The sequence below is a fragment of the Marinobacter sp. BW6 genome (assembly GCF_008107725.1).
In the GTDB taxonomy this organism is placed as follows: domain Bacteria; phylum Pseudomonadota; class Gammaproteobacteria; order Pseudomonadales; family Oleiphilaceae; genus Marinobacter.
In genome coordinates, this window is the sequence record NZ_VIRN01000061.1 from 38450 (window position 1) to 62415 (window position 23966).

General features: G+C 57.2%; 22 protein-coding genes and 2 tRNA genes. 11 read left to right on the forward strand and 13 right to left on the reverse strand.

Going from position 1 to position 23966, the window contains the following annotated elements:
- Window positions 1-276: 276 nt before the first annotated feature.
- On the forward strand, window positions 277-576 hold the full coding sequence (locus FMN52_RS05865) for a hypothetical protein (RefSeq protein WP_148607716.1): 300 nt from the start codon (window positions 277-279) through the stop codon (window positions 574-576).
- 71 nt (window positions 577-647) lie between these two features.
- Entirely contained in the window at window positions 648-3470 is a 2823-nt protein-coding gene (locus FMN52_RS05870) for an insulinase family protein (protein ID WP_148607717.1), read from the forward strand.
- A gap of 5 nt (window positions 3471-3475) precedes the next feature.
- Here FMN52_RS05870 and FMN52_RS05875 read toward each other — a convergent pair whose 3' ends face one another.
- Together FMN52_RS05875 and FMN52_RS05880 are read right to left on the reverse strand one after the other, a co-directional pair.
- Window positions 3476-4108 (reverse strand): TIGR04282 family arsenosugar biosynthesis glycosyltransferase, encoded by a 633-nt coding sequence (locus FMN52_RS05875; protein ID WP_148607718.1) that lies wholly within the window; start codon window positions 4106-4108, stop codon window positions 3476-3478.
- Entirely contained in the window at window positions 4095-4802 is a 708-nt protein-coding gene (locus FMN52_RS05880; RefSeq protein ID WP_148607719.1) for a TIGR04283 family arsenosugar biosynthesis glycosyltransferase, read from the reverse strand. The genes FMN52_RS05875 and FMN52_RS05880 overlap by 14 nt, the downstream gene beginning before the upstream one ends.
- A gap of 87 nt (window positions 4803-4889) precedes the next feature.
- On the opposite strand from FMN52_RS05880, the gene FMN52_RS05885 reads away from it, so the two are divergent.
- The 4 genes from FMN52_RS05885 (at window position 4890) to FMN52_RS05900 (ending at window position 7093) form a co-directional block, all read left to right on the forward strand.
- A tRNA-Arg gene (locus FMN52_RS05885) sits at window positions 4890-4966 on the forward strand.
- 89 nt (window positions 4967-5055) lie between these two features.
- The gene (locus tag FMN52_RS05890) at window positions 5056-5730 is read left to right on the forward strand and encodes a hypothetical protein (protein ID WP_148607720.1); all 675 of its coding nucleotides are present in this window, start codon (window positions 5056-5058) and stop codon (window positions 5728-5730) included.
- A 99-nt stretch (window positions 5731-5829) separates the two neighbouring features.
- Window positions 5830-6408, forward strand: coding sequence for a DUF3365 domain-containing protein (locus tag FMN52_RS05895; protein WP_148607721.1), 579 nt, complete (start codon window positions 5830-5832; stop codon window positions 6406-6408).
- Between the two features lie 37 nt (window positions 6409-6445).
- Entirely contained in the window at window positions 6446-7093 is a 648-nt protein-coding gene (locus FMN52_RS05900) for an MBL fold metallo-hydrolase (RefSeq protein ID WP_148607722.1), read from the forward strand.
- A 27-nt stretch (window positions 7094-7120) separates the two neighbouring features.
- On the opposite strand, the gene FMN52_RS05905 is transcribed toward FMN52_RS05900, so the two are convergent.
- Entirely contained in the window at window positions 7121-8746 is a 1626-nt protein-coding gene (locus FMN52_RS05905; RefSeq protein WP_148607723.1) for a methyl-accepting chemotaxis protein, read from the reverse strand.
- 278 nt (window positions 8747-9024) lie between these two features.
- Between FMN52_RS05905 and FMN52_RS05910 the strand changes: the two genes are divergently transcribed.
- Window positions 9025-9690, forward strand: coding sequence for a hypothetical protein (locus FMN52_RS05910; protein WP_148607724.1), 666 nt, complete (start codon window positions 9025-9027; stop codon window positions 9688-9690).
- 21 nt (window positions 9691-9711) lie between these two features.
- Here FMN52_RS05910 and FMN52_RS05915 read toward each other — a convergent pair whose 3' ends face one another.
- Window positions 9712-10335 carry an L-threonylcarbamoyladenylate synthase gene (locus tag FMN52_RS05915; protein ID WP_148607725.1) on the reverse strand — a complete coding sequence of 208 codons (624 nt, stop codon included), beginning with the start codon at window positions 10333-10335 and terminating at the stop codon, window positions 9712-9714.
- Complete coding sequence (locus tag FMN52_RS05920; RefSeq protein ID WP_148607726.1) at window positions 10335-10688, reverse strand: BolA/IbaG family iron-sulfur metabolism protein; 354 nt, start codon at window positions 10686-10688, stop codon at window positions 10335-10337. The genes FMN52_RS05915 and FMN52_RS05920 overlap by 1 nt, the downstream gene beginning before the upstream one ends.
- Before the next feature lie 275 nt (window positions 10689-10963).
- Here FMN52_RS05920 and FMN52_RS05925 point away from each other — a divergent pair, with 275 nt between their 5' ends.
- The 4 genes from FMN52_RS05925 to FMN52_RS05940 all read left to right on the forward strand — a co-directional run bounded on the left by FMN52_RS05925 (window position 10964) and on the right by FMN52_RS05940 (window position 18224).
- On the forward strand, window positions 10964-13147 hold the full coding sequence (locus FMN52_RS05925; protein WP_148607727.1) for a DNA topoisomerase III: 2184 nt from the start codon (window positions 10964-10966) through the stop codon (window positions 13145-13147).
- A gap of 111 nt (window positions 13148-13258) precedes the next feature.
- The gene (locus tag FMN52_RS05930) at window positions 13259-13993 is read left to right on the forward strand and encodes a response regulator transcription factor (protein ID WP_148607728.1); all 735 of its coding nucleotides are present in this window, start codon (window positions 13259-13261) and stop codon (window positions 13991-13993) included.
- Window positions 13986-15623, forward strand: a complete 1638-nt coding sequence (locus FMN52_RS05935) for a FecR domain-containing protein (RefSeq protein WP_148607729.1) — start codon at window positions 13986-13988, stop codon at window positions 15621-15623. Before FMN52_RS05930 ends, FMN52_RS05935 begins: the two co-directional genes overlap by 8 nt.
- Window positions 15624-15656: 33 nt before the next feature.
- On the forward strand, window positions 15657-18224 hold the full coding sequence (locus tag FMN52_RS05940) for a CHASE2 domain-containing protein (protein ID WP_148607730.1): 2568 nt from the start codon (window positions 15657-15659) through the stop codon (window positions 18222-18224).
- A gap of 32 nt (window positions 18225-18256) precedes the next feature.
- On the opposite strand, the gene FMN52_RS05945 is transcribed toward FMN52_RS05940, so the two are convergent.
- The 8 genes from FMN52_RS05945 to FMN52_RS05980 all read right to left on the reverse strand — a co-directional run bounded on the left by FMN52_RS05945 (window position 18257) and on the right by FMN52_RS05980 (window position 23926).
- Window positions 18257-18673, reverse strand: coding sequence for a fibronectin type III domain-containing protein (locus FMN52_RS05945; RefSeq protein ID WP_240339404.1), 417 nt, complete (start codon window positions 18671-18673; stop codon window positions 18257-18259).
- Window positions 18674-19083: 410 nt separating this feature from the next.
- Window positions 19084-19160 (reverse strand) — tRNA-Met (locus FMN52_RS05950).
- Between the two features lie 69 nt (window positions 19161-19229).
- Window positions 19230-19916: a ribonuclease HII gene (gene rnhB, locus FMN52_RS05955; RefSeq protein ID WP_148607736.1), complete on the reverse strand. Its 687-nt coding sequence runs from the start codon at window positions 19914-19916 to the stop codon at window positions 19230-19232.
- Complete coding sequence (lpxB, locus tag FMN52_RS05960) at window positions 19916-21097, reverse strand: lipid-A-disaccharide synthase (RefSeq protein ID WP_148607737.1); 1182 nt, start codon at window positions 21095-21097, stop codon at window positions 19916-19918. The genes rnhB and lpxB overlap by 1 nt, the downstream gene beginning before the upstream one ends.
- An 18-nt stretch (window positions 21098-21115) precedes the next feature.
- Window positions 21116-21907 (reverse strand): acyl-ACP--UDP-N-acetylglucosamine O-acyltransferase, encoded by a 792-nt coding sequence (gene lpxA / locus FMN52_RS05965; RefSeq protein WP_148607738.1) that lies wholly within the window; start codon window positions 21905-21907, stop codon window positions 21116-21118.
- A complete protein-coding gene (gene fabZ / locus FMN52_RS05970) occupies window positions 21907-22344 on the reverse strand; it encodes a 3-hydroxyacyl-ACP dehydratase FabZ (RefSeq protein WP_008170365.1) in 438 nt (145 codons plus the stop codon). The genes lpxA and fabZ overlap by 1 nt, the downstream gene beginning before the upstream one ends.
- Before the next feature lie 11 nt (window positions 22345-22355).
- Window positions 22356-23381, reverse strand: a complete 1026-nt coding sequence (lpxD, locus tag FMN52_RS05975) for a UDP-3-O-(3-hydroxymyristoyl)glucosamine N-acyltransferase (RefSeq protein WP_148607739.1) — start codon at window positions 23379-23381, stop codon at window positions 22356-22358.
- 47 nt (window positions 23382-23428) lie between these two features.
- On the reverse strand, window positions 23429-23926 hold the full coding sequence (locus FMN52_RS05980; RefSeq protein WP_148607740.1) for an OmpH family outer membrane protein: 498 nt from the start codon (window positions 23924-23926) through the stop codon (window positions 23429-23431).
- Between the last annotated feature and the right edge of the window lie 40 nt (window positions 23927-23966).

The following is a 23966-nucleotide window of genomic DNA, read 5'->3' on the forward strand; positions in this document are numbered from 1 at the left end:
TTCATGTATCGAACTTTTTTAGAGCTTTTACTCTGTAAGCCTTTGTTTTGCATAGAGCTATTACTCTAAATTTACGATCTCACAGGCTGCACATGCCTGTCCGGTTCGCCGACACAATGATTTTGAGACTAGCACAGGAATTGCCCCGTGCATGCCCAATTTCCGGATTACCACAAAGCAATGAAAGCACCCGCCAGCAATGACATAATCGGGAACTTATCGCGCCTTTTGGCATCTCTTCTTTTCACAGGAAAACCGACCCCCGGAATCCAGACTATGCAGAAAGACAACCCCAACGCGGAACGCTACATTTCCATCGCCCGAGCTTGCCTGAAAGCCATCAACGACACGGCTGACAATGCGGGTTCACGGGAACAGAAGATTCAGGCGGTCTACGAGGCGATCGACCAGGCCTTCCAGGCCGAGTTCGCGGATTATCGCCAGTCCGTCGCCATCATGGCCACGGTTCTCGAGCGTATTGCCTCGGGCCAGCTGGACAGTGAGAAAGCCGCCGACCTGGCACGTAAAACACTTGACCAGCAGCCTGAAAGCACCCGCAACGCGCTGATGCACTGATGCACTGACACGCAAACTCTTTTCCGGATCACAGTGAGCCTATGAACACACGTACCGCCAGGAAGAACTCAATGCCGAACCCGATATCACGTCTGTTTTCCCTGCTTACACTTGTGCTGTTCAGCACCCTTGCTCTTGCTGCTCAGATTCCGGAGAAGAGTCCTAATGATGATAATCAGTACCGCTTCATCGAACTGAACAACGGTCTGAAGGTCATTCTGGTGTCTGATCAGGATGCCGATAAGGCGGCTGCCTCAATGAACGTTGCTGTTGGTAGCGGGGATGACCCGGCCGATCGGGAAGGCCTCTCCCACTTTCTGGAGCACATGCTGTTCCTGGGGACGGAAAAATACCCCGATCCAGGCGAATACCAGCAGTTCATCAAGAGCCACGGTGGCCAACACAATGCATTCACCGCGTTCCAGGACACCAACTACTTCTTCGATGTTCAGGCCGAGTTTCTGGAACCCGCCCTGGACAGGTTCGCACAGCAGTTCTCCGCGCCCTTGTTTACCGCCGAACTGGTGGACCGCGAGCGCAACGCCGTGCACTCGGAGTTCAGCGCCAAGCAGAAAGAAGATGGGCGCCGATTCTATTCCGTTAAAAAGGCTGTCAGTAACCCGGACCACGCCTTCAACCAGTTTGCCGTGGGCAACCTCAGCACCCTGGAGAACACGGAAGAGAATCCCCTCAGGCCAGACCTGATTGAGTTCTGGAAGCAGCACTACTCCTCCAACATCATGAGCCTGGCGGTTTACGGGCCACAAACCCTGGACGAACTGGAATCTATGGTACAGGGCCGTTTCGATGCCATCGAAAACCGCAACCTTGAAACCAAACGCCACGTTGCCAGACTGTATAGCCCGGATGATCTTCCAGCCAAGGTCACGGCGGAAGCACTCAAGGATGTTCGAAGCCTTTCGCTTACCTTCCCCATTCCGTCCCAGGAAGAGAACTATCGCACCAAGCCCGCCAGCTACGTGGCCAACCTGCTCGGCCACGAAGGGCCGGGCAGTCTGTTTGATGTGTTGAAACGGGCCGGTCTGGCGGAGAGCCTTTCCGCAGGCCTTGGCATGGACACCGGCGAGAACGCCACGCTGGAAATCAGCATCTCGCTGACCCCGGAAGGGCTGGCCCGCCACGAGGACATTCTGCCCCTGGTGTTTGATTACATCGAAAAGATTCGCCAGAAAGGGATCAGCGAGCAGCGTTTCCTGGAAATGCAGAACCTGGCACGCATTGATTTCCGATTCCGCGAGCAGGGTAATCCTCTGCACGAGGCCATGCGCCTTTCTCGCTACCTGCAGGACTATCCCCCGGAAGACGTTCTGCGGGCGCCCTGGCTGGTTGAGCGCTTTGCGCCGGAGCAGTACCGCGACATTCTGGACAGGCTGACGCCGGATAACCTCCTAGCCTTCGTTCTGGCACCGGAACCAGAACTGGAGAATCCGAATCGCACCGACTGGTATGACGCCGCCTGGACACGGGAAACTCTCGATCCAGAAGCGCTCAGGGCACAGACTCTGCCGGAGCTCGCTTCTCAACTGCGCCTGCCACCGGAGAACCCGTTCGTGCCGGAAGATCTGGCAATGGTATCCGGACAAACCATGGACCAGCCGACAAGGCTTGGCGCTCTCGAGGGAATGGATGTCTGGTTCGCCCGGGATACCCGGTTTGATACCCCGAAAGCCAACGTATTTGTAGGCCTACGAACGCCAGCCGCCCGCGCTTCGGCCCGCAGCTACGTGCTCACCCAGCTCCTGGTCGACGCCATCAACACCAACCTGAATGCCTGGGCCTACTCCGCCAGCCTGGCGGGTCTGGATTACAGCGTTTATCCCCATCTCCGCGGTATCACGGTTCGTGTTGGCGGCTATAACGACAAACTCCATACCCTGATGAACCGGATACTGCTTCAGGTGGCAGTACCGGAACTGACAGAGCAACGCTTCGAGATTGCCCGGCAACAGATGATCGACGGCCTGCAGAACAAGGCCAAGGATCGCCCGGTGGAACAGACCTCGGAGTTCGTACAGACGTCCCTGATCGAAGGCGCCTGGCCCACAGACGACAAGCTGAAGGCCGCCCGGGAAGTTACCTTTGATGAACTGCAGTCCTTCTCGGAAGCCCTGCTCTCACAAGTCGATCCGGTTATGTTGGCCCACGGCAATCTCACCGAAGCGTCGGCTCTCAACCTGGCACGGCAGATCGACGCCATTGTTCTGGGCGACAGCGAACTGACCCGGGTAGAGCGCAGCCAGGTACGCCAGTTGCCAGCCAATGAAACCCGGGTTTCCATCGCAGTAGACCACCCGGACACGGGTTATACGCTGTACATGCAGGGCGATAACACCAGCTTTGAAGAACGGGCCCGTTTCCGTCTGCTAGCCCAGATCATCAGCAGCCCCTTCTATGAAGAGATTCGTACCAACCGCCAGTTGGGCTACATCGTATACGCGACGGCTTTTGAAATGCTGGAAACGCCCGCCCTCGGGTTTGTTGTGCAATCGCCGTCTGCCACCCGTGCGGACATCGACCAGGCGGTTCAGGAATTCTCGAACAGCTTCGAAGAAACCCTTTCAGCGTTGCCAGCGGAACGTCTTGAGCGGGAAAAGCAGGCCGTCATCAGCAAACTGCTTGAAAGAGACCGGCAACTCGGCGAGATTTCCAGTCGCTACTGGCGAGAGATTGATCGTGGCATGGACAGTTTCGATTCGCGCCAGCGGCTGGCTAACGCGGTACAACGAGTCAGCCAGCAGGCACTGCTCGAGACGTTCCGAAAAGCGGTTCTGGAACGGGCCCAGAGCCTGCAGGTTGTTACTGGCGGCGATGGCCTGGAGGCGAGCAGGGCTCTGGGCAGGCTGACGGAACTGCCACCGGTGCCCGCCAGCTGAGAGCGTTAGCAGGTCCGCAAAAAACGAGCCCAGTCCTCGGGCTCGTCAACATCCCAGCGGGGCTCGAGTAAAAAATAGCTGAGCCCCGAAGCGTCCAGGCGCTCACAGGTTTGAGCGAGAACATCCGGCGTACCCCAGGCGATGTTATCAAGCATCCCCTCAGCCACTTTTGAAGCACCGATCAGAACATAGCCGCCATCGTCAGAAGGGCCGAGCACTACGTCATAATCCTTCAGGCAGGCAACCGCATTGCGAGCATAATCCGGATCTACCGATGGACAATCACTGCCCACCACCAAGGCCCGATCATAACTCCCAAGAGACTGGCTCAGAGCGAGATGCATCCGCTGTCCAAGCGTACTACCCTCCTGGACTCCCTCTACCAGGCCGGCGCCGTGCAGCTCTTCAATGATCGCGGCAGCTTCGCCGGGGCGATCATCCCTCGGTCTATCCCACCAGAATTCCACCGGATAGCCGGTCGCACACAGGTTATCCAGCACCGCCAGAGTGAGTCGAACGTGGGCTTCAAGTGCACCCACCGGACCGAGTTCAGGCATTAACCGGGTTTTGACCCGACCGGCCTCCGGCCATTTGGCAAACTGAAGAAATACCGCCGAGGGAGACTTACTTTGAGGCATTGCGAACGTCCGATCGATAGGTTTGTGCCAGAGACTCCGGCGATTCACCACGCCAGTATCGCCAGCGCAGCTGCCACATCAATAAAATAGTTCGCCAGGCACCGTGTTTCTGCCAGCGGCGGCTATCGGTAACAACTGGCTCATTTATACAGAACGGGCGGGATACCAGGCAAAGCCGACGTGAGAATTCCACATCTTCCATCAACGGCATGGGGTGAAAACCACCCAATGCCTCAAAGGCATCCCGACGTACAAACATGGCCTGATCACCGGTGCAGATACCGGTCAGCCGGGAGCGCTGATTCATGAACCAGCCAATGACCCGGAACAACGGCCGCTCCCCACTCAGCCGCACATCGAACCGGCCCCAGGCGTGGCGCGAACGGACGAAATCTGCGAAGTGCTCAAGGGTATTGTCCGGCAGACGAGTATCCGCATGCAGAAAGAGCAGGAGATCACCTTTTGCCGCCGCTGCACCGGCGTTCATTTGAACTGCCCGGCCCTTCTCTGACACAACAACCCTGTCGCAAAGAGGCCGGGCCAGCTCAACCGTCCGATCACTGCTGCCGCCATCAACGACAATCACCTCATGCCCCCTGGCACGAATCGGTTGCAAGGCGCGCAGGGTATCGGTAACGCCCGCCGCCTCCATCCACACAGGAACAATCACGCTTAACGAGAAAGGGTCTGGCAAAACAAACTCCGTGACAATCACCGAAACCGGGCCGCACCTTGAGCCTCAGGGCTTAGCCCGCTATCATACCGCCCTTCTCGCGATAATGCCCCCGTAGCTCATCTGGATAGAGCGTCCCCCTCCTAAGGGGAAGGTAGCAGGTTCGAGTCCTGCCGGGGGTACCATTCCCAGCTTCAACTACCCTCCGCCTCTCATGTTCACCCGGATTAAAGCACGCTAAACTGCCCCTCCCTCCTGAGATCTGGACTCCTGAATGGCACGCTTCACTGAAATCGGCACCGCAACGATCCCTGGCAAGGGAACCCAGTTACGCCTGTTACAGCGCAATGATGAATTTTCCATCAAGATCGCCGGCACCACCGGTGAATTGATGAACAGTCGCATCCACGGTTCGGAAGATGCCCTTGCCACGCTGGCATGCGAACGGATTGCCGATCAGCCCGCCCCCCGAGTACTGATTGGCGGGCTGGGCATGGGCTTCACATTGGCGGCAGCGTTGGCCGCTCTCGGAGATGATGCACAGGTTACGGTGGCCGAACTGGTTCCCGAGGTGGAAGCCTGGAATCGGGGCCCTCTGGGCTCTGCCGCAGGCAACCCTTTGCAAGATCCACGAGCCCGGGTACATATTGGGGATGTGGCCGAATTGCTCAGAAACGGCAGCGGTGAATGGGATGCCATTCTGCTGGATGTGGATAACGGCCCCGAAGGCCTGACCCGCAAAGAAAACAACTGGATCTACAGCCCGGACGGCATTGCGGCAGCCCAGAAGTCCCTCCGCCCTGACGGCATTCTCGCCTATTGGTCTGCCGGTCCTGAGCACGCGTTTACCGAGAGGCTCAGGCGCGCAGGCTTTTCCGTTGAGCCAATCACCGTAAGGGCCCTGCGCCCCGGCAAAGGCGCCCGTCATGTCATCTGGCTGGCCTGGTAATTCCTGATAAAGGCGGCGCGGACCTGCCCTAGCTCAAATTGAGTTTGGCATCTTTGTTATACACTTATTCCAAACCCAAAAGCGCCCGGGAGGCACCCAATGTCCAAGCCGATCATGACAACTGCCCTTTTATGCTCCGTCCTTTCCATGCCACTGCTGGCTCAACCACAGACGGAAGACCCGGAGGCACTGGTGACCGAAGCACGGTCACTGGTGAAAGCCTACGGTGGCTCCCTGAAGCAGGCGCTTCAGGCCGCAATCAAGGAAGGTGGCCTTACCAACGGTATTGGCGTCTGCAAAACCGTGGCGCCGGAAATTGCCGAGCGTAACAGCAAGGGCGCGTGGACCATCACCCGGACCAGTCTGAAAGTCCGAAACCCGAATAATACCCCGACAGGCTGGCAGGAGATCCAGCTCCTTGCCATGGATCAGCAGCCGGTGAGAAACGGCGACCCCGTGGAAATCTGGCAGGTATCCGAAGCGTCGGGGCAACCGTCCTTTCAGTATTTGAGGGCGATTCCAACCCAAAAGCTTTGCCTAGGCTGTCACGGCAAGTCCATTGCCCCGGAAGTTAAGGCAAAGCTGGCTGAACTCTATCCCGAAGACAAGGCAACCGGGTTTTCAGAGGGTGATCTCCGTGGCGCATTCGTTGTAACGCGGCAAGTTCCCGTAAAATAACCGGATCAATCATTTCCTTCGCCAATTGAGAACAGGTATGTCACTGAAATACAGAATCATCCCGGTCACACCTTTCCAGCAGAACTGCTCGCTGATCTGGTGCGAGGAAACCCACAAAGCCGCCGTTGTGGATCCCGGCGGGGATCTCGATCGGATCCGCGCTGCCGTGAATGAGGAAAATGTCACTGTGGAGAAGATTCTGCTGACCCATGCCCACATTGACCATGCCGGCGGCACCGCCGAACTCTCTAAGGCGTTAGGCATTCCGGTGGAGGGGCCCCACAAGGAAGACAATTTCTGGATCGTCGGCCTGCCCCAGCAGGCCCAGATGTTCGGGTTTCCGACACCGGAGGTCTTCACACCGGATCGCTGGCTGGAAGACGGGCAACAGGTCACCGTGGGCAATCAGACCCTTGAGGTGCTCCACTGCCCCGGGCACACGCCTGGCCATGTCGTTTTTTTCCACAGGGAGTCAGGTCTGGCGCTGGTGGGTGATGTGCTGTTCCACGGTTCTATCGGTCGCACGGATTTTCCGAAGGGCGACCACGCAACACTGATCCGCTCCATCCGCGAACAACTGTTCCCACTGGGAGACGAGGTTAAGTTCATTCCGGGGCACGGTCCGATGTCCACATTTGGTCAGGAGCGAGCCACTAACCCATTTGTCTCCGACCACCGTGGCTGAGCATCCCGCCAGCCCCGCTACGCCCTTCTAATGACGGCGATCCTGGCTTACCCGGAACTGTTCGATGGTTTTCCTCAGATTCTCAGCCATGGCCAGCAAGTCTCCGGCGATTCTGGCTGTTTCCTTCGCATCCCCGGACGTCTGTTCTGCTGAGCGGCTGATTTCGATCACGTTGTGATTGATGGATTCGGAGACATCGCTCTGCTCGTTGGCTGCGCTCTCCATTTCCTGATTGAGATCGGTAATCTGGCGCACGGCAGCGGCAATGGACTGCAGTTCCGACTCCACGGTCAGAATCGCTGAAACCTGATGCTCTGCCATCTCAGAAGCGTGGCGCATGGTGGCCACACAATCGACAACCTCACCCTTCAGGCCGTTGATGGTGTTCCTGATTTCCTCCGTGGAATCCTGGGTTCTTGAGGCAAGTGCCCTTACCTCATCGGCGACGACCGAAAAGCCGCGCCCCTGCTCACCGGCCCGCGCAGCTTCAATGGCGGCGTTGAGGGCCAACAGGTTGGTCTGGTCGGCAATATTGGAGATCACCTCCAGCATGTCCGACATCTGACTGGTGCGCTGATCCAGCTGTTCAATCCGCTGCGCGCCACTCTGGACTTCACTATTCAATGCCTCGATACCTTCAACCGCATTGCGGGCAAGGCTTTCACCCTTGCTGGCGGATTGTGCGGTATCTGCGGATTTGCGAGTGGTGTGGATGGCATTTTCCCGGACCTGAACCGCAGAGGCGGCCATCTCTGTGGTGGCACTGGCCACCTGATCCGTGTTGTCACGCTGGGCAAGCACTTCCCGCTCTGTAGTGTCAGCTTTCCCCGCAATGCTTCTGGCCGCCTGCTCAACCTGTTCGGCGTTGTCCATGACGGTATTCATGCTCTCGCGGATCTTCGCCATCATCCGGTTAAAGGCTCGGGAGACGGAACCGATTTCGTCGTTGCGGGTAACCTCCAGCTCAATGGTCAGATCGGAATTGCTGGAAATCTCGTCCATTCGGTCATGGAGTCTTCTCAGACGAGAAAAGACAAGCCGGGTCAGTGCCGCAGCGGTAAGGAAAAAAACTGCGGCGAAGATAGCCACCTGAATGCCGCCACTGGTCAGCAACTGTTGCTGCAAACGGGCATCGCTTTCAGCCAGGGAATAGTCCACTCGGATGGCACCCAGCACATCCCCTTCACTGGCCTGATGGCAGCCCAGACAGTTTACGCCCTGGTAATCCGCCCTTGCGATCACCGGCTCGATCAGCGTATATACCCGACCTTTTTCGTTATTGGAATACGATTCCACGCGCTCACCGGACAGCGCTTTCTCATCCAGGGGCTCCCTTTTCTGCTCCGATGCGGTGCCGGCTCCAAAGGTGCGGTTCAGATGGTCACTGCGAATCACCCGCACATCCAGAACATCCTCAGGCGCCATCACCTTATCCCGAAGTACGTCACGATTGCCGATAGTGCCGGTGACCATCATGGTGTTCAGCCCGTCGAAATAGGACTTGGCCAACCCATCCACATATTTGTGGCTGTACTCTTCGAGATGATCGCGCTGTGAATTTGCGCTGTAGAGCACCGTGAACACGAGAACCAGGGAAAAAGCTGCAGCCAGTGCAGCAAGTAACAGAAAACGAATGGAGTAGTGTTTTTTCATGATGACCCGGCAGAAGGGCCGCTGAGGCCGCGGCATAACGATTGGTTTAACTGTTCACAATGACGGCTAACTGCCGCCAAACTTTATAGATATGCGTCAAACATTTCCTGACCTAGATCAGATCCGAGCAACGTCGACCGTATTTCGCGGAAGCAACTCCGTTGAAGGCCAGCACGGAGTTGGCCTGAAATCTGCACAGATCGGATACAAGATTCATCATTCAATATACTGACTGTTCGGACACCGCCCGCCGGTTGCTCGAAGGAGGAAAACCATCCATGTCCCTACTGACCTCTCTGATCCGGGCCAGCACCCAGTTCCAGCAGGCCATGGAAAAGCGTCAGACACCCGCCGGCAGCCCGGATGCCGCAGCTACCGGGGCCCAGGCGAAGACAGTGGAAACCGAGCCAGCCGCAGGCGACGACCGCTTCACCCCCTCGGAAAACAGTCAGGCCGACCCTGGACAATTGAAAGCCCGCCGGCTGGCCATGGCAGATTACAAACAAACCGTAGGGCAGGATCTTGCCTTTGTTCGGGAGACCTTGCGGCACAAACTTGCCGAATACAATCTGCATCCAGCAACCGCTCTGAACGTGAGCAAGACTGATAACGGCAGCGTTGCAGTAGAAGGGAAAATCGCGGACAACACCCGGGCCCAGATTGAGAAAGACCTGAACGTGAACAAAAACTTCAAGGAAGCGTTCAATCGTCTCAGCGTTAACGAGCCGACGCTGCACTTTATGGATAATGCGCTCAAGCTGAACCAGGCCTACGGCGTTAACAACCCGCTACTGGACACGCTGATCAGCGAGAACCAGCAATTCAATGGTCTGCAGGACCTGGTGCACCGTTACGACACCATGCGGCGCTCGGTCAGTGCCGAGCAAATGGAAGCAGCGGGGAATAGCCGGGCGTACGCCTTCAACCTTAACGCCCGGGCCTGACATCAGGGCAAATAACGCCGATCAAACCTCGAACGGCGCCGGATCTCCTTTACCAACCCGGGTAACCACCGGCGCATCCCCGGTAAAGTCCACCACCGTGGTAGCTTCCATGCCGCAGAATCCTCCATCAATAATCAGATCCAGCTCATGTTCCAGAGTATCCCGGATTTCGTAGGGATCTGTCATGGGATCCGTCTCGCCCGGCAGGATCAGGGTACTGCTCATGATTGGCTCACCAAGCTCACCCAACAACTCTTGCACAATCGCGTTATCCGGCACGCGAACGCCCACTGAACGCCGCTTCGGATGAAGCAGTCGCCGAGGCACCTCACTGGTAGCATCCAGAATGAACGTGTAAGGCCCTGGAGTGAAGTTCTTCAGCAACCGGTACTGGGTATTGTCCACCTTGGCATATACCCCGATGTCCGAAAGGTCCCGGCACACCAGCGTAAAATTATGCTTGTCATCCAACCTGCGAATCCGCTTGATCCGATCCGCCGCCTGCTTGTCACCCAGATGGCAGCCAATGGCATAGGCTGAATCCGTGGGATACACGATCACCCCGCCACGACGCAGAATATCCACCGCCTGATTGATCAGACGCTTCTGTGGCGTCTCCGGATGAATCTGGAAAAACTGACTCATTAACCCTCTCCCTGTGCGGTCCGCGCCGCCATCGCCGGATCCTTCTTGGATCCGCCCATACAATTCGGAGACTCCGGCGCCGACTGACCGGTCGCCTCCCACTCTTCCGGTGAGTATAGGTGCAACGCCAGCGCATGAACCGGCCCCGCCAGTTCCTCGGCAAGCACCTTATAAATCGCCTGGTGCCTTCGCACTCTCATCTGCCCCTCAAACTCCGGCGACACCAGAGTCACCTTGAAATGGGTTTCAGAGTTCGGCGGCACACTGTGCTTGTGGCTCTCGTTCTCCACCTGAAGAACACGCGCATCGAAGGCGTCGTTCAGCTTGGTTTCAATTGCATTCTGGATTTTCATGTTTCAATACTCCTGCCTCCGCGTTTGAACTGGAGAGGCGAATAGCACGTTGTCAGAAGCGGGTGTGGCGATGGCTTTCCCAAAAGTGTGCGTTGCCAGGGATGGCAACGCCAAGCCCCCATGGAAGGGTTCACGGCGTCTTTTGGGAAAGCCATCGCCACAGCCGCCTCCCCTACACCGATCAGTCTACTACACATACCAGGCACCACCCGAACCTTGACAGCATAAAGCCAAAGCGCCACATTCCCATCCCGATTCCAAAACGCCCAAACCCCATGCACCTGTACATCGCCGAAAAACCAAGCCTCGGCCGCGCTATCGCCGCCGCCTTGCCTGGACCTCACCAGAAAGGCCAGGGCTGGATACGCTGTGGCAATGGCGAAAACGCTGCCACCGTAAGCTGGTGCATCGGCCACCTTCTCGAACCTGCAGAGCCCGCACGCTATAACCCGGCGTGGAAAAAATGGCGCCAGGAAGACCTGCCCATGTTTCCCGAACAATGGGAAGTCATGCCCAAGGACAGCGTGCGGCAGCAGCTCAAGGTGCTGGAATCCCTGATCCGCCAAGCCCAGACCATTATTCATGCCGGCGACCCGGACCGCGAAGGCCAGTTGCTGGTGGACGAGGTTATCCGATATTTCGGCACCAGCGCACCAGTGCAGCGCATTCTGATCAACGATCTGACGCCGGCGGCCGTGGCCAGGGCCATCCAGAGCCCCAAAGACAACCGGGAATTCCGTCGGCTTTCCCATTCAGCACTGGCCCGGCAACGGGCGGACTGGCTGTATGGCATCAACCTGACCCGCTTCTATACGCTCAGTTACCAGCAGCAAGGGGAACAAGGCGTCTATTCGGTTGGCCGGGTCCAAACCCCGGTACTCGGCCTTGTGGTTGAGCGTGACAACACCATCGAAAACTTCCAGCCCAAGCCCTATTACCGGATTGAAGCCCGATTCAAGGCTCAGGAGGAGGAAGCCGACCAGCGAACCTTCACCGCCCGCTGGATACCCAACGAGCAGTTCCACGACTATCTGGATGACGAGAATCGCCTGCTAAGCCAGGAAATCGCTGAACAGATTGCCGACAACGTCCGGAGTCGACCCGGCACCATCACGGAGTCCCGTTTTCGGGACCGATCGGAAGTTCCACCGCTACCGCTTTCTCTATCAGCCTTGCAGATCGAGGCTGGCAGACTGTTCCGGATGGGCGCCAAAGAAGTGCTGGATACCGCTCAGAACCTGTACGAGCGTCACCAGCTCATTACCTACCCGCGGTCCGACTGCCGGTACTTACCGGAAGGCCATTACGCCCAGCGGGAACAGGTGGTAAGGGCCATTGCCCGGGTGGCACCGCCTCTTGAGGAGGCCTGTAGCAGCGCAGACCTGGACCGCAGGACTCCCGCGTGGAACGACAAACAAGTCGACGCTCACCACGCCATTATCCCAACCAGCCGCCCCACGGCCAACGGCAAACTCAGCGCAGCGGAAGAAAAGATCTACGGCCTGATCAGCCGCTACTACCTGATGCAGTTCGCGCCAGATGCCGTCCACCGGGAAGGCAAATTGACGGTACGAGTGTCAGAACACCAGTTCCGCGCGACGGAAACCGCCATCCTGGTGCCTGGCTGGAAAACGCTGGAACTTAAACTCCGGGAAGGACGCAACGAGCCGGACAAGACACCTCTGCCGAGGCTGGAAAAAGGTGAACCGATATTCTGCGAAGAGAGCAGCCTTACAGAGCGGAAAACCCAGCCGCCCCAGCATTTCACCGATGCGACCCTGCTCTCGGCGATGACCAATATTGCCCGCTTTGTAACCGATACCGAACTTCGCAAAACCCTGCGCGAAACCGATGGCCTGGGCACCGAGGCGACCCGCGCGGCCATCATCGACACCCTGTTCAAGCGGGATTATCTTTACCGAGACAGTCGACACATCCGGGCCACCGACAAAGCCAAGGCATTAATCAGCGCCCTTCCCGAATCAGTCAGCAAACCGGATCGTACCGCTGTGTGGGAAGCAAACCTGGAAAGCATTCGCCGCGGAGAGGGTGACCCGAGAAAGTTCCTGGACACCCTGAAAGATGAAATTCGAGGCTTTCTGGACCGGCCCCAGGGCCAGCCGGCCCAAGACTCCGAACACAGCGGGACAGCTCCATCGGAGACATTGCCCCATTGCCCTAAATGCCGGGCACCGATGCTGGAACGAGACGGCAAGTTCGGCCGATTCTATGCCTGCACCCGCTACCCGGATTGCCGGGGCACCCGACCACTGGAAGAGGCCAGCCCCCAGGACGGCACCAGCCAGAAGCCCATTCCCTGCCCCCATTGTTTCTCGCCCCTGGTGCGGCGAAAAGGCAAAAAAGGCTGGTTCTGGGGCTGCAGTAATTTCCCCGGCTGCCGACAAACACTGGACGACGACAACGGAAAGCCTGCAGTCCGTTTACGCAAGTCTACATAACGATACTGAACGCAGATCCACATTTTGTGATAATTGCTTGATATAGCAGAGTAGTCCGCCAAAAGCTCTGCTCCATAACAGGCAAGAGAGCAACACTCCGGGAGAGGCTTAATGCGCATTGCTTTGCTTGAAGATGAAACCGAACAGGCACAGCACATCCAGTCGATTCTGTCTGAGCGCGGGCATCACTGCGACAGCTTCCCTACCGGCCAGAATTTCCTGAGCGCGGTTCTGCATCGCAGCTATGACCTGCTTATTATGGACTGGCAGATTCCGGACATGACTGGCATAGACGTTCTCGAGAGCGTTCGAGCCCAGTTGAACTGGCCAATTCCAGTCGTCTTTCTCACCCAGCGTGACAGCGAGGCAGACATTGTTCGCGCTCTGGACGCCGGCGCTGACGACTACCTGGCCAAACCCGCCCGAGCAGCGGAACTGGTCGCGCGCATCAACGCCCTGGCAAGGCGTTCCAATCCTGACAGCGAGAAGGAAGTGCTCCGCTATGGACCGTTTGAAATCAACACGCAGCAGCGAGTCATTGCGCTTCATGGTGAGGAACTGACACTGACCGACAAAGACTTTGACCTGACCCTGTTTCTGTTCCAGAACCAGGGTCGGCTGCTGACTCGCGAAATGCTACTTGAGCGCGTATGGGGTCTGGCGAGGGACATTAACACCCGCACTGTGGACACCCACATGAGCCGCCTTCGACGTCGCCTGGGCCTGAATCCTGAAAATGGCTTCCGAATCAAGACGATCTACCAGCGGGGCTACCGCCTGGAAGCCATGAAGGCACAGGAACAAGCGTTTGACGCCCACGAACCCGCCAGGGCGGCCAATGACTGACAGCCCAGCTCCGCGATTGCCTGTACTGCTGCTGATGCTGGCGCTGCTTGTTTGCGCAGTACCTGCGGCTGCGGAACTGTCAGTGACGCAAGGTTCTGCCGGGTATTCCGACGCCTCCTCCACCAACCCGGCGCCGGAGTGGATCTATACGTTGCGCCCTGGGGAGAGCTTTTCGGAGGTGGCCAGCGACCTGCTCGCTCCGAACTATCCGGCCAGTCGCCTGCTGCAGTACAACAAGATTGGCAACGGCGCCACACTGGGTACCGGCGACAGCGTTCGCATTCCACTGACCTGGCTGAAGCGCCAGCCGCAACCGGCGCGAGCGACATCGGTAACCGGAACCGTGCAGCTGATTTCCGGAAATACCGGCCGGAAAACGCCCCTTGGTGAAAACACCCTTGTTCGTGTCGGTGATGAAATTCTGTCAGCGTCCGGAACCGCCACCGTAGAACTGGCAGACGGCTCGGAAGTGCGAATTTCTCCGAATTCACGACTGATCTTCAACCGCCTGACCCAGTATGGCAAAGCCGGAATGGTGGATACTCGGCTCCGTCTCGACAGGGGCGAGATCCATACCCGGGTGAAGCCAGTCATGGAAGGTGGCGCCCGATTCGAGATTGAAACGCCGTCGGCAGTCGCCGCCGTTCGCGGAACCGCGTTTGCGCTCCAGACGTCTACGGAGGGCACCAGGCTGCAAGTAACCGAAGGCGAAGTGGACTTCGGAGCACCCGGCAAGACCCGCCGCATTCCAGCGGGTTTCGGTGCGAGCCTGTCCACCACCGACAATGACGCACTCAGCATTCGCCGCCTGCCGCCAGCGCCGGCGCTCGATCCACTTCCCCCGACGCTGACCCAACTGCCGACCACGATGACCTGGCAGGAAAGCCGTGCGCCCATGCATCGGGTAGATATTTTCGAAAGCGATACCGGCCGCTGGGTGGAAAGCCGCAAACTTACAGGTAATAGCTTTGATATCGGGCGACTTGATAACGGCAGCTATGAGGTTCACCTGGCGGCGCTCGACAGCCGCGGTACCGCAGGCATGCCCCATGTCGTCCCGGTGGAGGTTGATCTTCAGGCCAGGATCGCCACCCTGGTATCTCCCGAAGATGGCGACACGGTGAACGACGACATGCCAGAGTTCCGCTGGCAGCTTGAGGGCGACAACGAAGTGGCTCGAGTAGAGATTGCCGAGGACAAGAACTTTCGGAACCTGATCGCCACGAGCGAATGGGCGCCGGAATCGGCAGCCCTGCCCTCGCGTCCTCTTGGGCCTGGCAAATATTACTGGCGCGTCGTTACCGAAGCAGGTGGCAACTCAGTCGCTACCACCCAGCCGCGAGAGCTTGTGGTCAATGGCAGCCTGCCACCGGTTCGAATTATCAGCGTTAACTACATCGACAGCCAGGTAAGGGTGTTCTGGGAGAAGGTGAACACGGCGACAGACTACCGGCTGCAGCTCTCGGAGGAGCCTGGCTTCAACAACATCATCAAGGAAGCAACGTTGCCTGATACCACGGCAGCCTTGCGTCTGATTCCCGGAAGACGGTATTTTGTGCGCCTGAAAGCTCTTTCTGATGGTCCTTTGCAAAGCCGCTGGGGACCCGGGAGGGAATTGTACCTGGAATAATCCGTTGATCGACCGAACCACACAGCAGGGCTCATGAACCGGGATTGGCTGCCAATTAAAACGACCCCTTGGACTCTGGGCCTGATACTGCTGGCACTGCTTCTGCTCATCCAGACAACCGAACTGCCTCAGCGCCTTGATTACTGGCTATACGACCAGGCTATTACCTCAAACCCTCTGGAAGCTTCGGATGAGGTAGTGTTGGTTACCATTGACGAACTCAGTCTCAACCGACTGGGCCGCTGGCCCTGGCCCCGCAACCTGCACGCCGAGCTCATCGGCAAGCTCGAACAGGCAGGCGCAAAAGCCATTGTCTTCGACATCCTGTTTGCGGAACCGTCGCCCGATGACCAGCAACTGGCAGAACAGATGCGCAGTCACGGCAACGTAATCCTGCCGGTGTTCCTGTCTCCCCCTACATCCCAGTACCTTTTAAGTGAACAACTGCCTGTCGGAAAGCTGTCTTCAGCGGCTGCAGGGCTTGGCCATGCCCACGTGGAACTGGACAGCGACGGCGTCGCCCGCGGGCTGTACTTGTTCAATGGCCTGGGCCGCCAACTTTGGCCCAGCCTTGCCCTGGCTGCTAACGGGGTCGGGCCGCAAAGTTCACAGACGAACGAAACTCCTTCCTATGTAAATGTTCGGGATCAGTATCGCGCCGTTCCTCTGATCGGTGGCGCTGGCTCTCTGCAGGCATACTCCTTCGCACAGGTGCTGACGCAACCACCTGCACCCGAACGCTTCAGAGGCAAAACGGTCTTTATCGGCGCCACGGCCGCCGGCTTCGGAGACATACTGCCCACTCCCTTCTCTGGCCTGAGCCGTCCGATGTCCGGTGTTGAGTTTCACGCCAACGTGTTTTCAGCCCAAACCCAGGGACTTCTGATTCGACCGGCGCCGAAGTGGGCCTCGGCCCTATTGGCTATAGCAACCATCCTGATACTCGCGCTGGCCCTGCCTCCGATGCGCCCGGCACGCACTCTGCTGGCCTGTGCAACCGCCCTGGTCGGACTGGCCAGCTTTTATCTGTTCATGCTTCTGGCGATGAGATGGTGGGTCCCCCTGGCGGACGCTATGCTGGCTCCTCTTTTGGCCTTTCCGGTATCCAGCGGCCTCCGCCTGGCCATGACCAATCGTTTTCTGAACCGGCAGCTGGACGACCTGGCCAGAGGCCCCCAGGTTGCCCTGCCAGCGCCTTCGGGAAGGAACCCAACGCAGCTGCTTGAGCACTTCCAGTCACTGTTCCGTCCTACTGGATGGCTTTTGGCCAAGGAAACAGAGATCCTCTCCGCCCAGGGTTTGTCGCGGGCCGATATTCCGGATGACCTGACCACCGGCCATTGGTTCCACGACAGCAACCGCAGCTGGATTCAGCTCCTGCGCGCCGGTACACGCTATCAGCTGGGTCTGATACTGCCCAATGACCTCGGACGCGAAGCCATACAGCGCTACCTGCGCAGACTTCATCTTGATCAACCTGCGCAATCTGATTCAGTCTCAAGACCCAACGAAAACATTTCAGCCCGAATAGAACGGGTTCGCCTCGCCACGGATCGACTGAATCATATGCAGCAGTTTATCCGCAGAAGCTTTGAGCGCATGCCCGACGGCATCATCGTGACCGATGAGCTGGGTGTTATCCGCTTTGCCAACGGCCATATTGAGGAGTGGTTCCTGGAACCCATGCCTAGCCTCGGAGGCCTGCCTCTGGTAAGACTACTCGAGGGACATGACCCTCGGGAAACGCCCCCCTGGCATGAAACCGTTTCCGATACCCTGACTCTGCAGCAGAGCCGAACCGTAGACCTGAGAATCCGCGACAAGGATTTCCTGATTCATTTCGCTCCGTTTTCACTACCCGACAGCGACCAGCAGGGCATCATAGCCAATATTTCCGACATATCAGAACTTCGGGAGCAGCAGCGCCAGCATCGTGAAGCCATCGACTTTATTTCCCACGACGTACGCTCACCACTGGTTTCACAGCTTGCTCTGATTGAACAGCTGAAGCGTGACCCCAGCGACATTGAACAGGAACAACTCGACCAACTGGGGCGGCTGGCCCGAAGAAGCTATCATCTGGCCGAGGAATTCGTTCAGCTGGCGCGGGCGGAGCAGTTAACAGAAACCCGGTTCTACGAATGCGAATTTCTGGCCATTGTTGAAAACGCGCGGGACAGCGTCAGTGAGCAGGCCGTCGAGAAGCAGATACAGCTGCAGTTACAGGGCACTGAAGACCTGTGGTTGAAGGGCAATGCGGAGCTTCTGGAACGGGCCGTTATCAACCTGCTTACCAATGCAGTTCAATACAGCCCGAATGGATCAGATGTCAGTATTCAGGTATTCCGCGCCGGCCACCAAGCGTGCTTGACCATCGCGGATGAGGGCACAGGAATCGATCCAGAGGAACTGCCGCACCTATTTGATCGCTACCGGCGTCAAAAAAGCACTGAATTGGCCGGAGTGCGTGGCACCGGGCTCGGTCTTTCCTTTGTAAAAACCGTCGTAGAAAAACACAAAGGGGAAATATCGGTGTCATCGCAACCAGGCGAAGGCTCTGCTTTCACCCTCAAACTTCCGATTGCAGACCCAATGGTCTGAGACCTCAAACTCCAGACACTCGATGCACTGCCTCAGGAGCGGATGGATTTGCTTACGACATCGGAAGGCTCACTGATCAGCCCATTGGTGTCCTGAACCTGAATGGTGAAATACCAGGTACCGGCCTCCAGTCCACTTACTTCGTAAGACATTTCCGCTTCGGCCTGGGCATTGGTGACGACAACTTTTTCACTCAATTCGTCAGCGTCCTGGCCGTAACGAATCACATATCGGTCGAGTTCACCCATCGGGATGCTCTCGCCGTTCACTCGAGTCAGTGGAGCGCTCCAGCTCAATACTGCGGATCGCTCAGGAGATGACATCACTCCACTGGAACCAGCTTGTGTACTCGCAGACTCGGAAGACCCACCACCGCCACACCCTGTGAGCAGCGCTCCCAGGACAAACGCGGCGCCCCATGCTTTCGCCACTTTTATGACGTACTTCATAAGCAAAAATCACCAATTTTTCGTCTAATTTTTTAAATTTTATAAAACGGGGCGAATTATCGATGTGAAACATGTCATCCCCCTAGTTAAAAAATTGTCAATTTCTCGTCAGGGACTCGTAATGAAGTAAGGGGAGTTACTGATTAGACGGGCAAAAATTTGCCTGAGAAGCCGATAGCAGCGGGCGGTACTGTAAAAAAGTCTAAGCTGGGAAAGGTGACAGGAGTGACTTACAAAACAAAAAGGTCCGCAATTGCGGACCTTTTTTTCAAGAATGGTAGCGGGGAGCGGACGCGACTGAGCGTTTGCGGCGCCGACACTGCGGCACGCAGTGCTTAAAAACAGTCGGCGACTCAAAAGCCCCGCCTAAAAACAATAAAGCCCGCAAAAAGCGGGCTTTATTTTAATAATGGTAGCGGGGGCAGGATTCGAACCTACGACCTTCGGGTTATGAGCCCGACGAGCTACCAGACTGCTCCACCCCGCATTAAAACTGGTTGTTTACCGGGACACCCCGATCAACGTGCGCGTATATTAAGGATTCGATCTGACGCTGTCAATCCATATCTTCAAAAAGATCGGTTCGGTACTGCAGTTGTTCAGGCTCTGGACTGATATCCTCGCGATAAACTCCGACCTGCTCGATAACGTCCTGAACCGGCCGGAAAGAACGCCGGTGTTCAGAAGTTGCACCGAGGCGTCGCAAGGCTTCCAGGTGGATGGGTGTCGGGTACCCCTTGTGCTGCGCGAGGCCAAATCCCGGAAAGCGTGTCTCCAGCGCCTCCATCTCCCGGTCACGGGTGACCTTGGCAATGATGGAAGCTGCGCTAATGGCTTCTACCCGGCTATCGCCCTTGATGACCGGCTCTGACGGCCAGCGCCACTTTGGGCAGCGGTTACCATCCACCAGCACGTATTCGGGAACGATTGCCAGCCCGGCAACTGCACGTTCCATGGCCAGCATTGTGGCCTGATAGATATTCAGCCTGTCGATCTCATGAGCCTCGCAGCGACCTATGCTCCAGGCTTTGGCATGCGCAAGAATCTGCTCATAGAGGGCGCTACGGCGTTTTTCAGTAAGCTTCTTCGAGTCAGCCAGGCCAGCGATCGGTCGATCCGGATCCAGAATCACCGCAGCAGTAACGACGGCCCCGATCAGTGGGCCCCGACCAACCTCATCCACACCGGCCAGGAGGGAGCCCGTGTAACGACATTCGAAAGGTGGCAAAGGAGTCTTGGGCATCAGCGGGCACCCTGCTCTATCAGGTCTGAAATCGCCTGGGCAGCTTTTTCATCGGCACCCTGCTTCAGAGTATGGTGCAACTCGGTAAAGGCCTCCTTGAGCCGCACCCTCTCCTTTGTGTTTTCCAGGCGCTCAAGCACTGCTGTGCCCAGGCTTTCCGCTGTGGCGTCGTCCTGGAGCAGTTCCGGCACCAGTTGGCGCTTGGCAAGCAAATTGGGCAATGCGACGTGAGGCACCTTCACCAGCTTCGATAACAGGGCATAGCTGAATCCGCTAAGTCGGTAACCTACAACCATCGGCTTTTTCAGTAGCATCGCTTCAAGAGTCGCAGTTCCTGAAGCCAGTAGAACGACGTCGGAGGCGGCCATCACGTCTCTGGATCGGCCTCGCACAATTGTGACCGGCAGTTTCACCTCGAGCGCATCGACCAGATCGCGCACCTGCTTCTCACGGTCCCGATTCACACATGGAATCACCAACTGAAGATCCGGGCGCCTTTCCTGGATCCAGCGAGAGGCTTCCAGGAACAAGGTTCCTAGCCTGTCCACCTCCCCTGCCCGACTGCCGGGAAGAACCGCTAACACAGCCGCATCGGCATCTATACCAAGCGACGCCCTCATTTTGAGGGTATCCGGCTCCATGGGAATGCGATCCGCCAGGGGATGACCCACAAACGCCACAGGCACGTGATGCTCCTCGTAAAACCTGGCTTCGAAGGGGAACAGAGTCAGCATCAAGTTGACCGATTTGGCGATCTTGAAGATTCGCTTCTGCCGCCAAGCCCAGACTGAAGGACTGACATAATGGACAGAAAGAATACCAGCCTCGCGGCAGCGCCGTTCGATAGCCAGAGTGAAATCCGGGGAATCGATACCTATGACCACATCCGGAGGGGTGGTGAAGAAATACTCCAGCAGTCGAGCCCGGATGCTGAACAGCTCACGGATTCGCCCCAGGACTTCCACCAACCCCATTACCGACAGGCGCTCTATCGGCACCAGGGAATGAAAACCTTCGGCAACCATCTCCTCACCACCAATTCCCACGAATCGGGCATGAGGGTAGCGTTGACGGAGCGAGCGGATCAGACCGGCACCAAGGATATCCCCCGATGCCTCGCCCGCAATGATTCCGAATGTGATTTTACGATCGCTGATGGTCGCGTGAGAAAGATCAGTCACCGACAGGCTCCTGCCGGGTTAGCGGATGATGCCGCGGTGTGCTCCACGCAGGGAGTCAATGAGGGGCCGTATTTCCGGAATATCGGAATAGGATTTCTCGAGCTCTTCGACGGCCTGTTCCGTGGTCAGCCCCTGACGGTAGATGACCTTGTAAGCTCGGCGCAAAGCCAGCAAAACGTCTTTACTGAAACCACGGCGTTTGAGGCCCTCAACGTTCATACCATGCGGCTCGGCTGACTGGCCACTTGCCATCACATAAGCGGGAATGTCTTTGAGTACGATGCTGCCACCGGCCGCCATGCTGTGAGCACCAATATGGCAGAATTGGTGCACCATGGTGCCGCCACCCAGAATCGCAAAATCACCGACCGACACATGGCCCGCCAGGGTCGCACAATTGGCCAGAATGGTGTTGTCGCCAACAATACAGTCATGGGCGACATGCACGTAGGCCATCAAAAGGTTGCCGCTGCCAATACGGGTTTCACCGCGGTCCTGGACCGTGCCTCGGTGAATAGTGCAATTCTCCCGAATGACGTTATTGTCACCAATCACCAGTGTTGTGGGCTCGCCCGCGTATTTCTTGTCCTGGCACTCTTCGCCGATACTGGAAAACTGAAAAATGCGGTTGTTTCGACCGATAACGGTAGGCCCCTTAACAACCACGTGGGACAGGATCTCGGTGCCCTCGCCAACTTCCACATTCGGGCCAATGTAACTCCAGGGCCCAACCGTGACGTCGTCCCCGAGCCTGGCTGACGGGTCTACAATCGCCTGAGGATGGACACCCGACCAGTCATTTGTCGCCATCAAACTTCTCTCTCAGCGGTCAGAATCTCTGCCACGCAAACGACTTCACCGTCGACCAGGGCGCGACACTCGAATTTGTAAATACCCCGTTTACCGGAGATGAGTTCCGACTCCATACACAGTTGATCCCCCGGCAAAACCGGGCGTTTGAATCGGGCTTTACTTGAGCCGGCGAGGTATTGTACCACGCCGTCAGAAGGTTTCCGGCCCACGGTCACAAAACCGAGAATGCCCGAGAGCTGTGCCATGGCTTCGATAATTAACACACCCGGCATGATCGGGTTGTTCGGGAAATGGCCCTGGAAGAACGACTCGTTAAACGAAATATTCTTGTAGCCCTTGATCGATTTTCCCTTTTCGACCTCCGTTACACGATCCACCAGCAAAAACGGGTATCGGTGCGGCAGGTATTCCAAAATTTCGTCGATGTTCATCATGTTGATCGGCCTCAGCCCTCTAATTTCTTTTCCAGTTCTTTTACCCGTCGAGCCAGAGCATCGAGCTGCCGGAAGCGGACAGCATTCTTGCGCCACTGACGATTGCTATCGGCGCTGGTGCCGGATGAATAGACCCCAGGCTCACGAATGTCACCCGTTACCAGAGTCATACCAGTCAGATGAACCTGATCGGCAATGTCCAGATGGCCGGCGACGCCAGAGGCGCCACCGAACACGCAGTGCCGCCCGATGCGGGTACTTCCGGCAATGCCAACCATGGCAGCCATGGCGCTGTGATCTCCGATGCTTACGTTATGGGCAATCTGGATCAGGTTATCGAGCTTTACCCCGTTTCCAATCACAGTATCGTCCAATGCCCCGCGATCAATGGTGGTGTTGGCACCCACTTCCACATCATTCCCGATAACAACCCGACCGAGCTGTGCGATACGGTGCCATACGCCCTTCTCATTGGCGAAACCAAAACCGTCGGAGCCGATGACGGCACCGCTGAGTATGTGGCAACGCTCGCCAATTATCACGTCGTGAGCCAGAGTCACCCTTGGCCGAATCAGGGTCCCAGCCCCAACCCGGGAGCGAGCCCCAATAACCGAACCGGCTCCTACAACAACTTTTTCGCCAATAACTACCCCGGCTTCCACCACCACGTTCGGACCGATACTGGCGTCGTCAGCAATGGTAGCGGACGGATCGACCACCGCAGTCGCATGGACGCCGGGCGAAGCAACAGGGGCGGGATCAAACCAGTGGCTCAGTTGAGCATATCCGAGGTAGGGGTTGTCCAGTAAAAGGACGTTGGTCGGAGCATCTTTCGCCGAGGCCGGCGACGCAATAACGGCCGAGGCACGTGTATCAGCAAGATATTTGCCATAGGACGGATTGGCCAGAAAGCTGATCTGTCCGGGGCCGGCAGTATGTAACGTCGCCAGACCCGATACCTTTACATCAGGATCACCCCGTAGCTCCGCACCCAGGGCATTGGCAATATCCCCAAGGCGATAGGACCTTTCTGTCATTGCGAGCTCCCAAGCAACGATCAGGGCACCGGGGTGCCCATCACAGATTAACGATTCAGTTTTTCTAGAAGCTGAGAGGTCAGATTCATTTCCGGCTTTACATAAACTACAGCTTCGCTTGGCAGGATCAGATCAAGGTTATTCTCCTCGAGAAGCTCCTTGACCGCTGCGTCCACCTCGGGACGAGCCTGCTCCAGAAACGCCTGCTTGCGCTGATTCACCGTTGAATCCAGCCGTTGCTTCAGGAAGTTGAACTCTTTTACCTTTTCCTGAAACTCGCCTGCCAGCTTATTGCGCTCACTCTCGTTCATCATGGCGCCGTCCTTTTCGAGGCGCTCCTGGAGTTTGCGGGCCTCTTCCTGAGCTTCACGCACGCGGGCTTCATCTCCTGCAAAATCCTTCTGGAGTGACTCGCTGAAGATCTTGGCGTCATCAGACGAAAACAGCGCCTGACGCAAATCGACAACACCAATTCGGGTTTCGGCCATCGCCGGGAATGAAAACGCCATGATCACAGCAGCGAACATCAACACAAATCGGGACATTGGTTTTCTCCTGGTTTTCATCCGTAGATTGTTATTATCC

What these genes read in the sequence shown, in the direction of transcription:
- FMN52_RS05865 (WP_148607716.1), top strand. Translation starts at nt 277, where the DNA reads ATGCAGAAAGACAACCCCAACGCGGAACGCTACATTTCCATCGCCCGA.
- FMN52_RS05870 (WP_148607717.1), top strand. Translation starts at nt 648, where the DNA reads ATGCCGAACCCGATATCACGTCTGTTTTCCCTGCTTACACTTGTGCTG.
- FMN52_RS05875 (WP_148607718.1), bottom strand. Translation starts at nt 4,108, where the DNA reads ATGCCTCAAAGTAAGTCTCCCTCGGCGGTATTTCTTCAGTTTGCCAAA.
- FMN52_RS05890 (WP_148607720.1), top strand. Translation starts at nt 5,056, where the DNA reads ATGGCACGCTTCACTGAAATCGGCACCGCAACGATCCCTGGCAAGGGA.
- FMN52_RS05895 (WP_148607721.1), top strand. Translation starts at nt 5,830, where the DNA reads ATGTCCAAGCCGATCATGACAACTGCCCTTTTATGCTCCGTCCTTTCC.
- FMN52_RS05900 (WP_148607722.1), top strand. Translation starts at nt 6,446, where the DNA reads ATGTCACTGAAATACAGAATCATCCCGGTCACACCTTTCCAGCAGAAC.
- FMN52_RS05905 (WP_148607723.1), bottom strand. Translation starts at nt 8,746, where the DNA reads ATGAAAAAACACTACTCCATTCGTTTTCTGTTACTTGCTGCACTGGCT.
- FMN52_RS05910 (WP_148607724.1), top strand. Translation starts at nt 9,025, where the DNA reads ATGTCCCTACTGACCTCTCTGATCCGGGCCAGCACCCAGTTCCAGCAG.
- FMN52_RS05915 (WP_148607725.1), bottom strand. Translation starts at nt 10,335, where the DNA reads ATGAGTCAGTTTTTCCAGATTCATCCGGAGACGCCACAGAAGCGTCTG.
- FMN52_RS05920 (WP_148607726.1), bottom strand. Translation starts at nt 10,688, where the DNA reads ATGAAAATCCAGAATGCAATTGAAACCAAGCTGAACGACGCCTTCGAT.
- FMN52_RS05925 (WP_148607727.1), top strand. Translation starts at nt 10,964, where the DNA reads ATGCACCTGTACATCGCCGAAAAACCAAGCCTCGGCCGCGCTATCGCC.
- FMN52_RS05930 (WP_148607728.1), top strand. Translation starts at nt 13,259, where the DNA reads ATGCGCATTGCTTTGCTTGAAGATGAAACCGAACAGGCACAGCACATC.
- FMN52_RS05935 (WP_148607729.1), top strand. Translation starts at nt 13,986, where the DNA reads ATGACTGACAGCCCAGCTCCGCGATTGCCTGTACTGCTGCTGATGCTG.
- FMN52_RS05940 (WP_148607730.1), top strand. Translation starts at nt 15,657, where the DNA reads ATGAACCGGGATTGGCTGCCAATTAAAACGACCCCTTGGACTCTGGGC.
- FMN52_RS05945 (WP_240339404.1), bottom strand. Translation starts at nt 18,673, where the DNA reads ATGAAGTACGTCATAAAAGTGGCGAAAGCATGGGGCGCCGCGTTTGTC.
- rnhB (WP_148607736.1), bottom strand. Translation starts at nt 19,916, where the DNA reads ATGCCCAAGACTCCTTTGCCACCTTTCGAATGTCGTTACACGGGCTCC.
- lpxA (WP_148607738.1), bottom strand. Translation starts at nt 21,907, where the DNA reads ATGGCGACAAATGACTGGTCGGGTGTCCATCCTCAGGCGATTGTAGAC.
- fabZ (WP_008170365.1), bottom strand. Translation starts at nt 22,344, where the DNA reads ATGATGAACATCGACGAAATTTTGGAATACCTGCCGCACCGATACCCG.
- lpxD (WP_148607739.1), bottom strand. Translation starts at nt 23,381, where the DNA reads ATGACAGAAAGGTCCTATCGCCTTGGGGATATTGCCAATGCCCTGGGT.
- FMN52_RS05980 (WP_148607740.1), bottom strand. Translation starts at nt 23,926, where the DNA reads ATGTCCCGATTTGTGTTGATGTTCGCTGCTGTGATCATGGCGTTTTCA.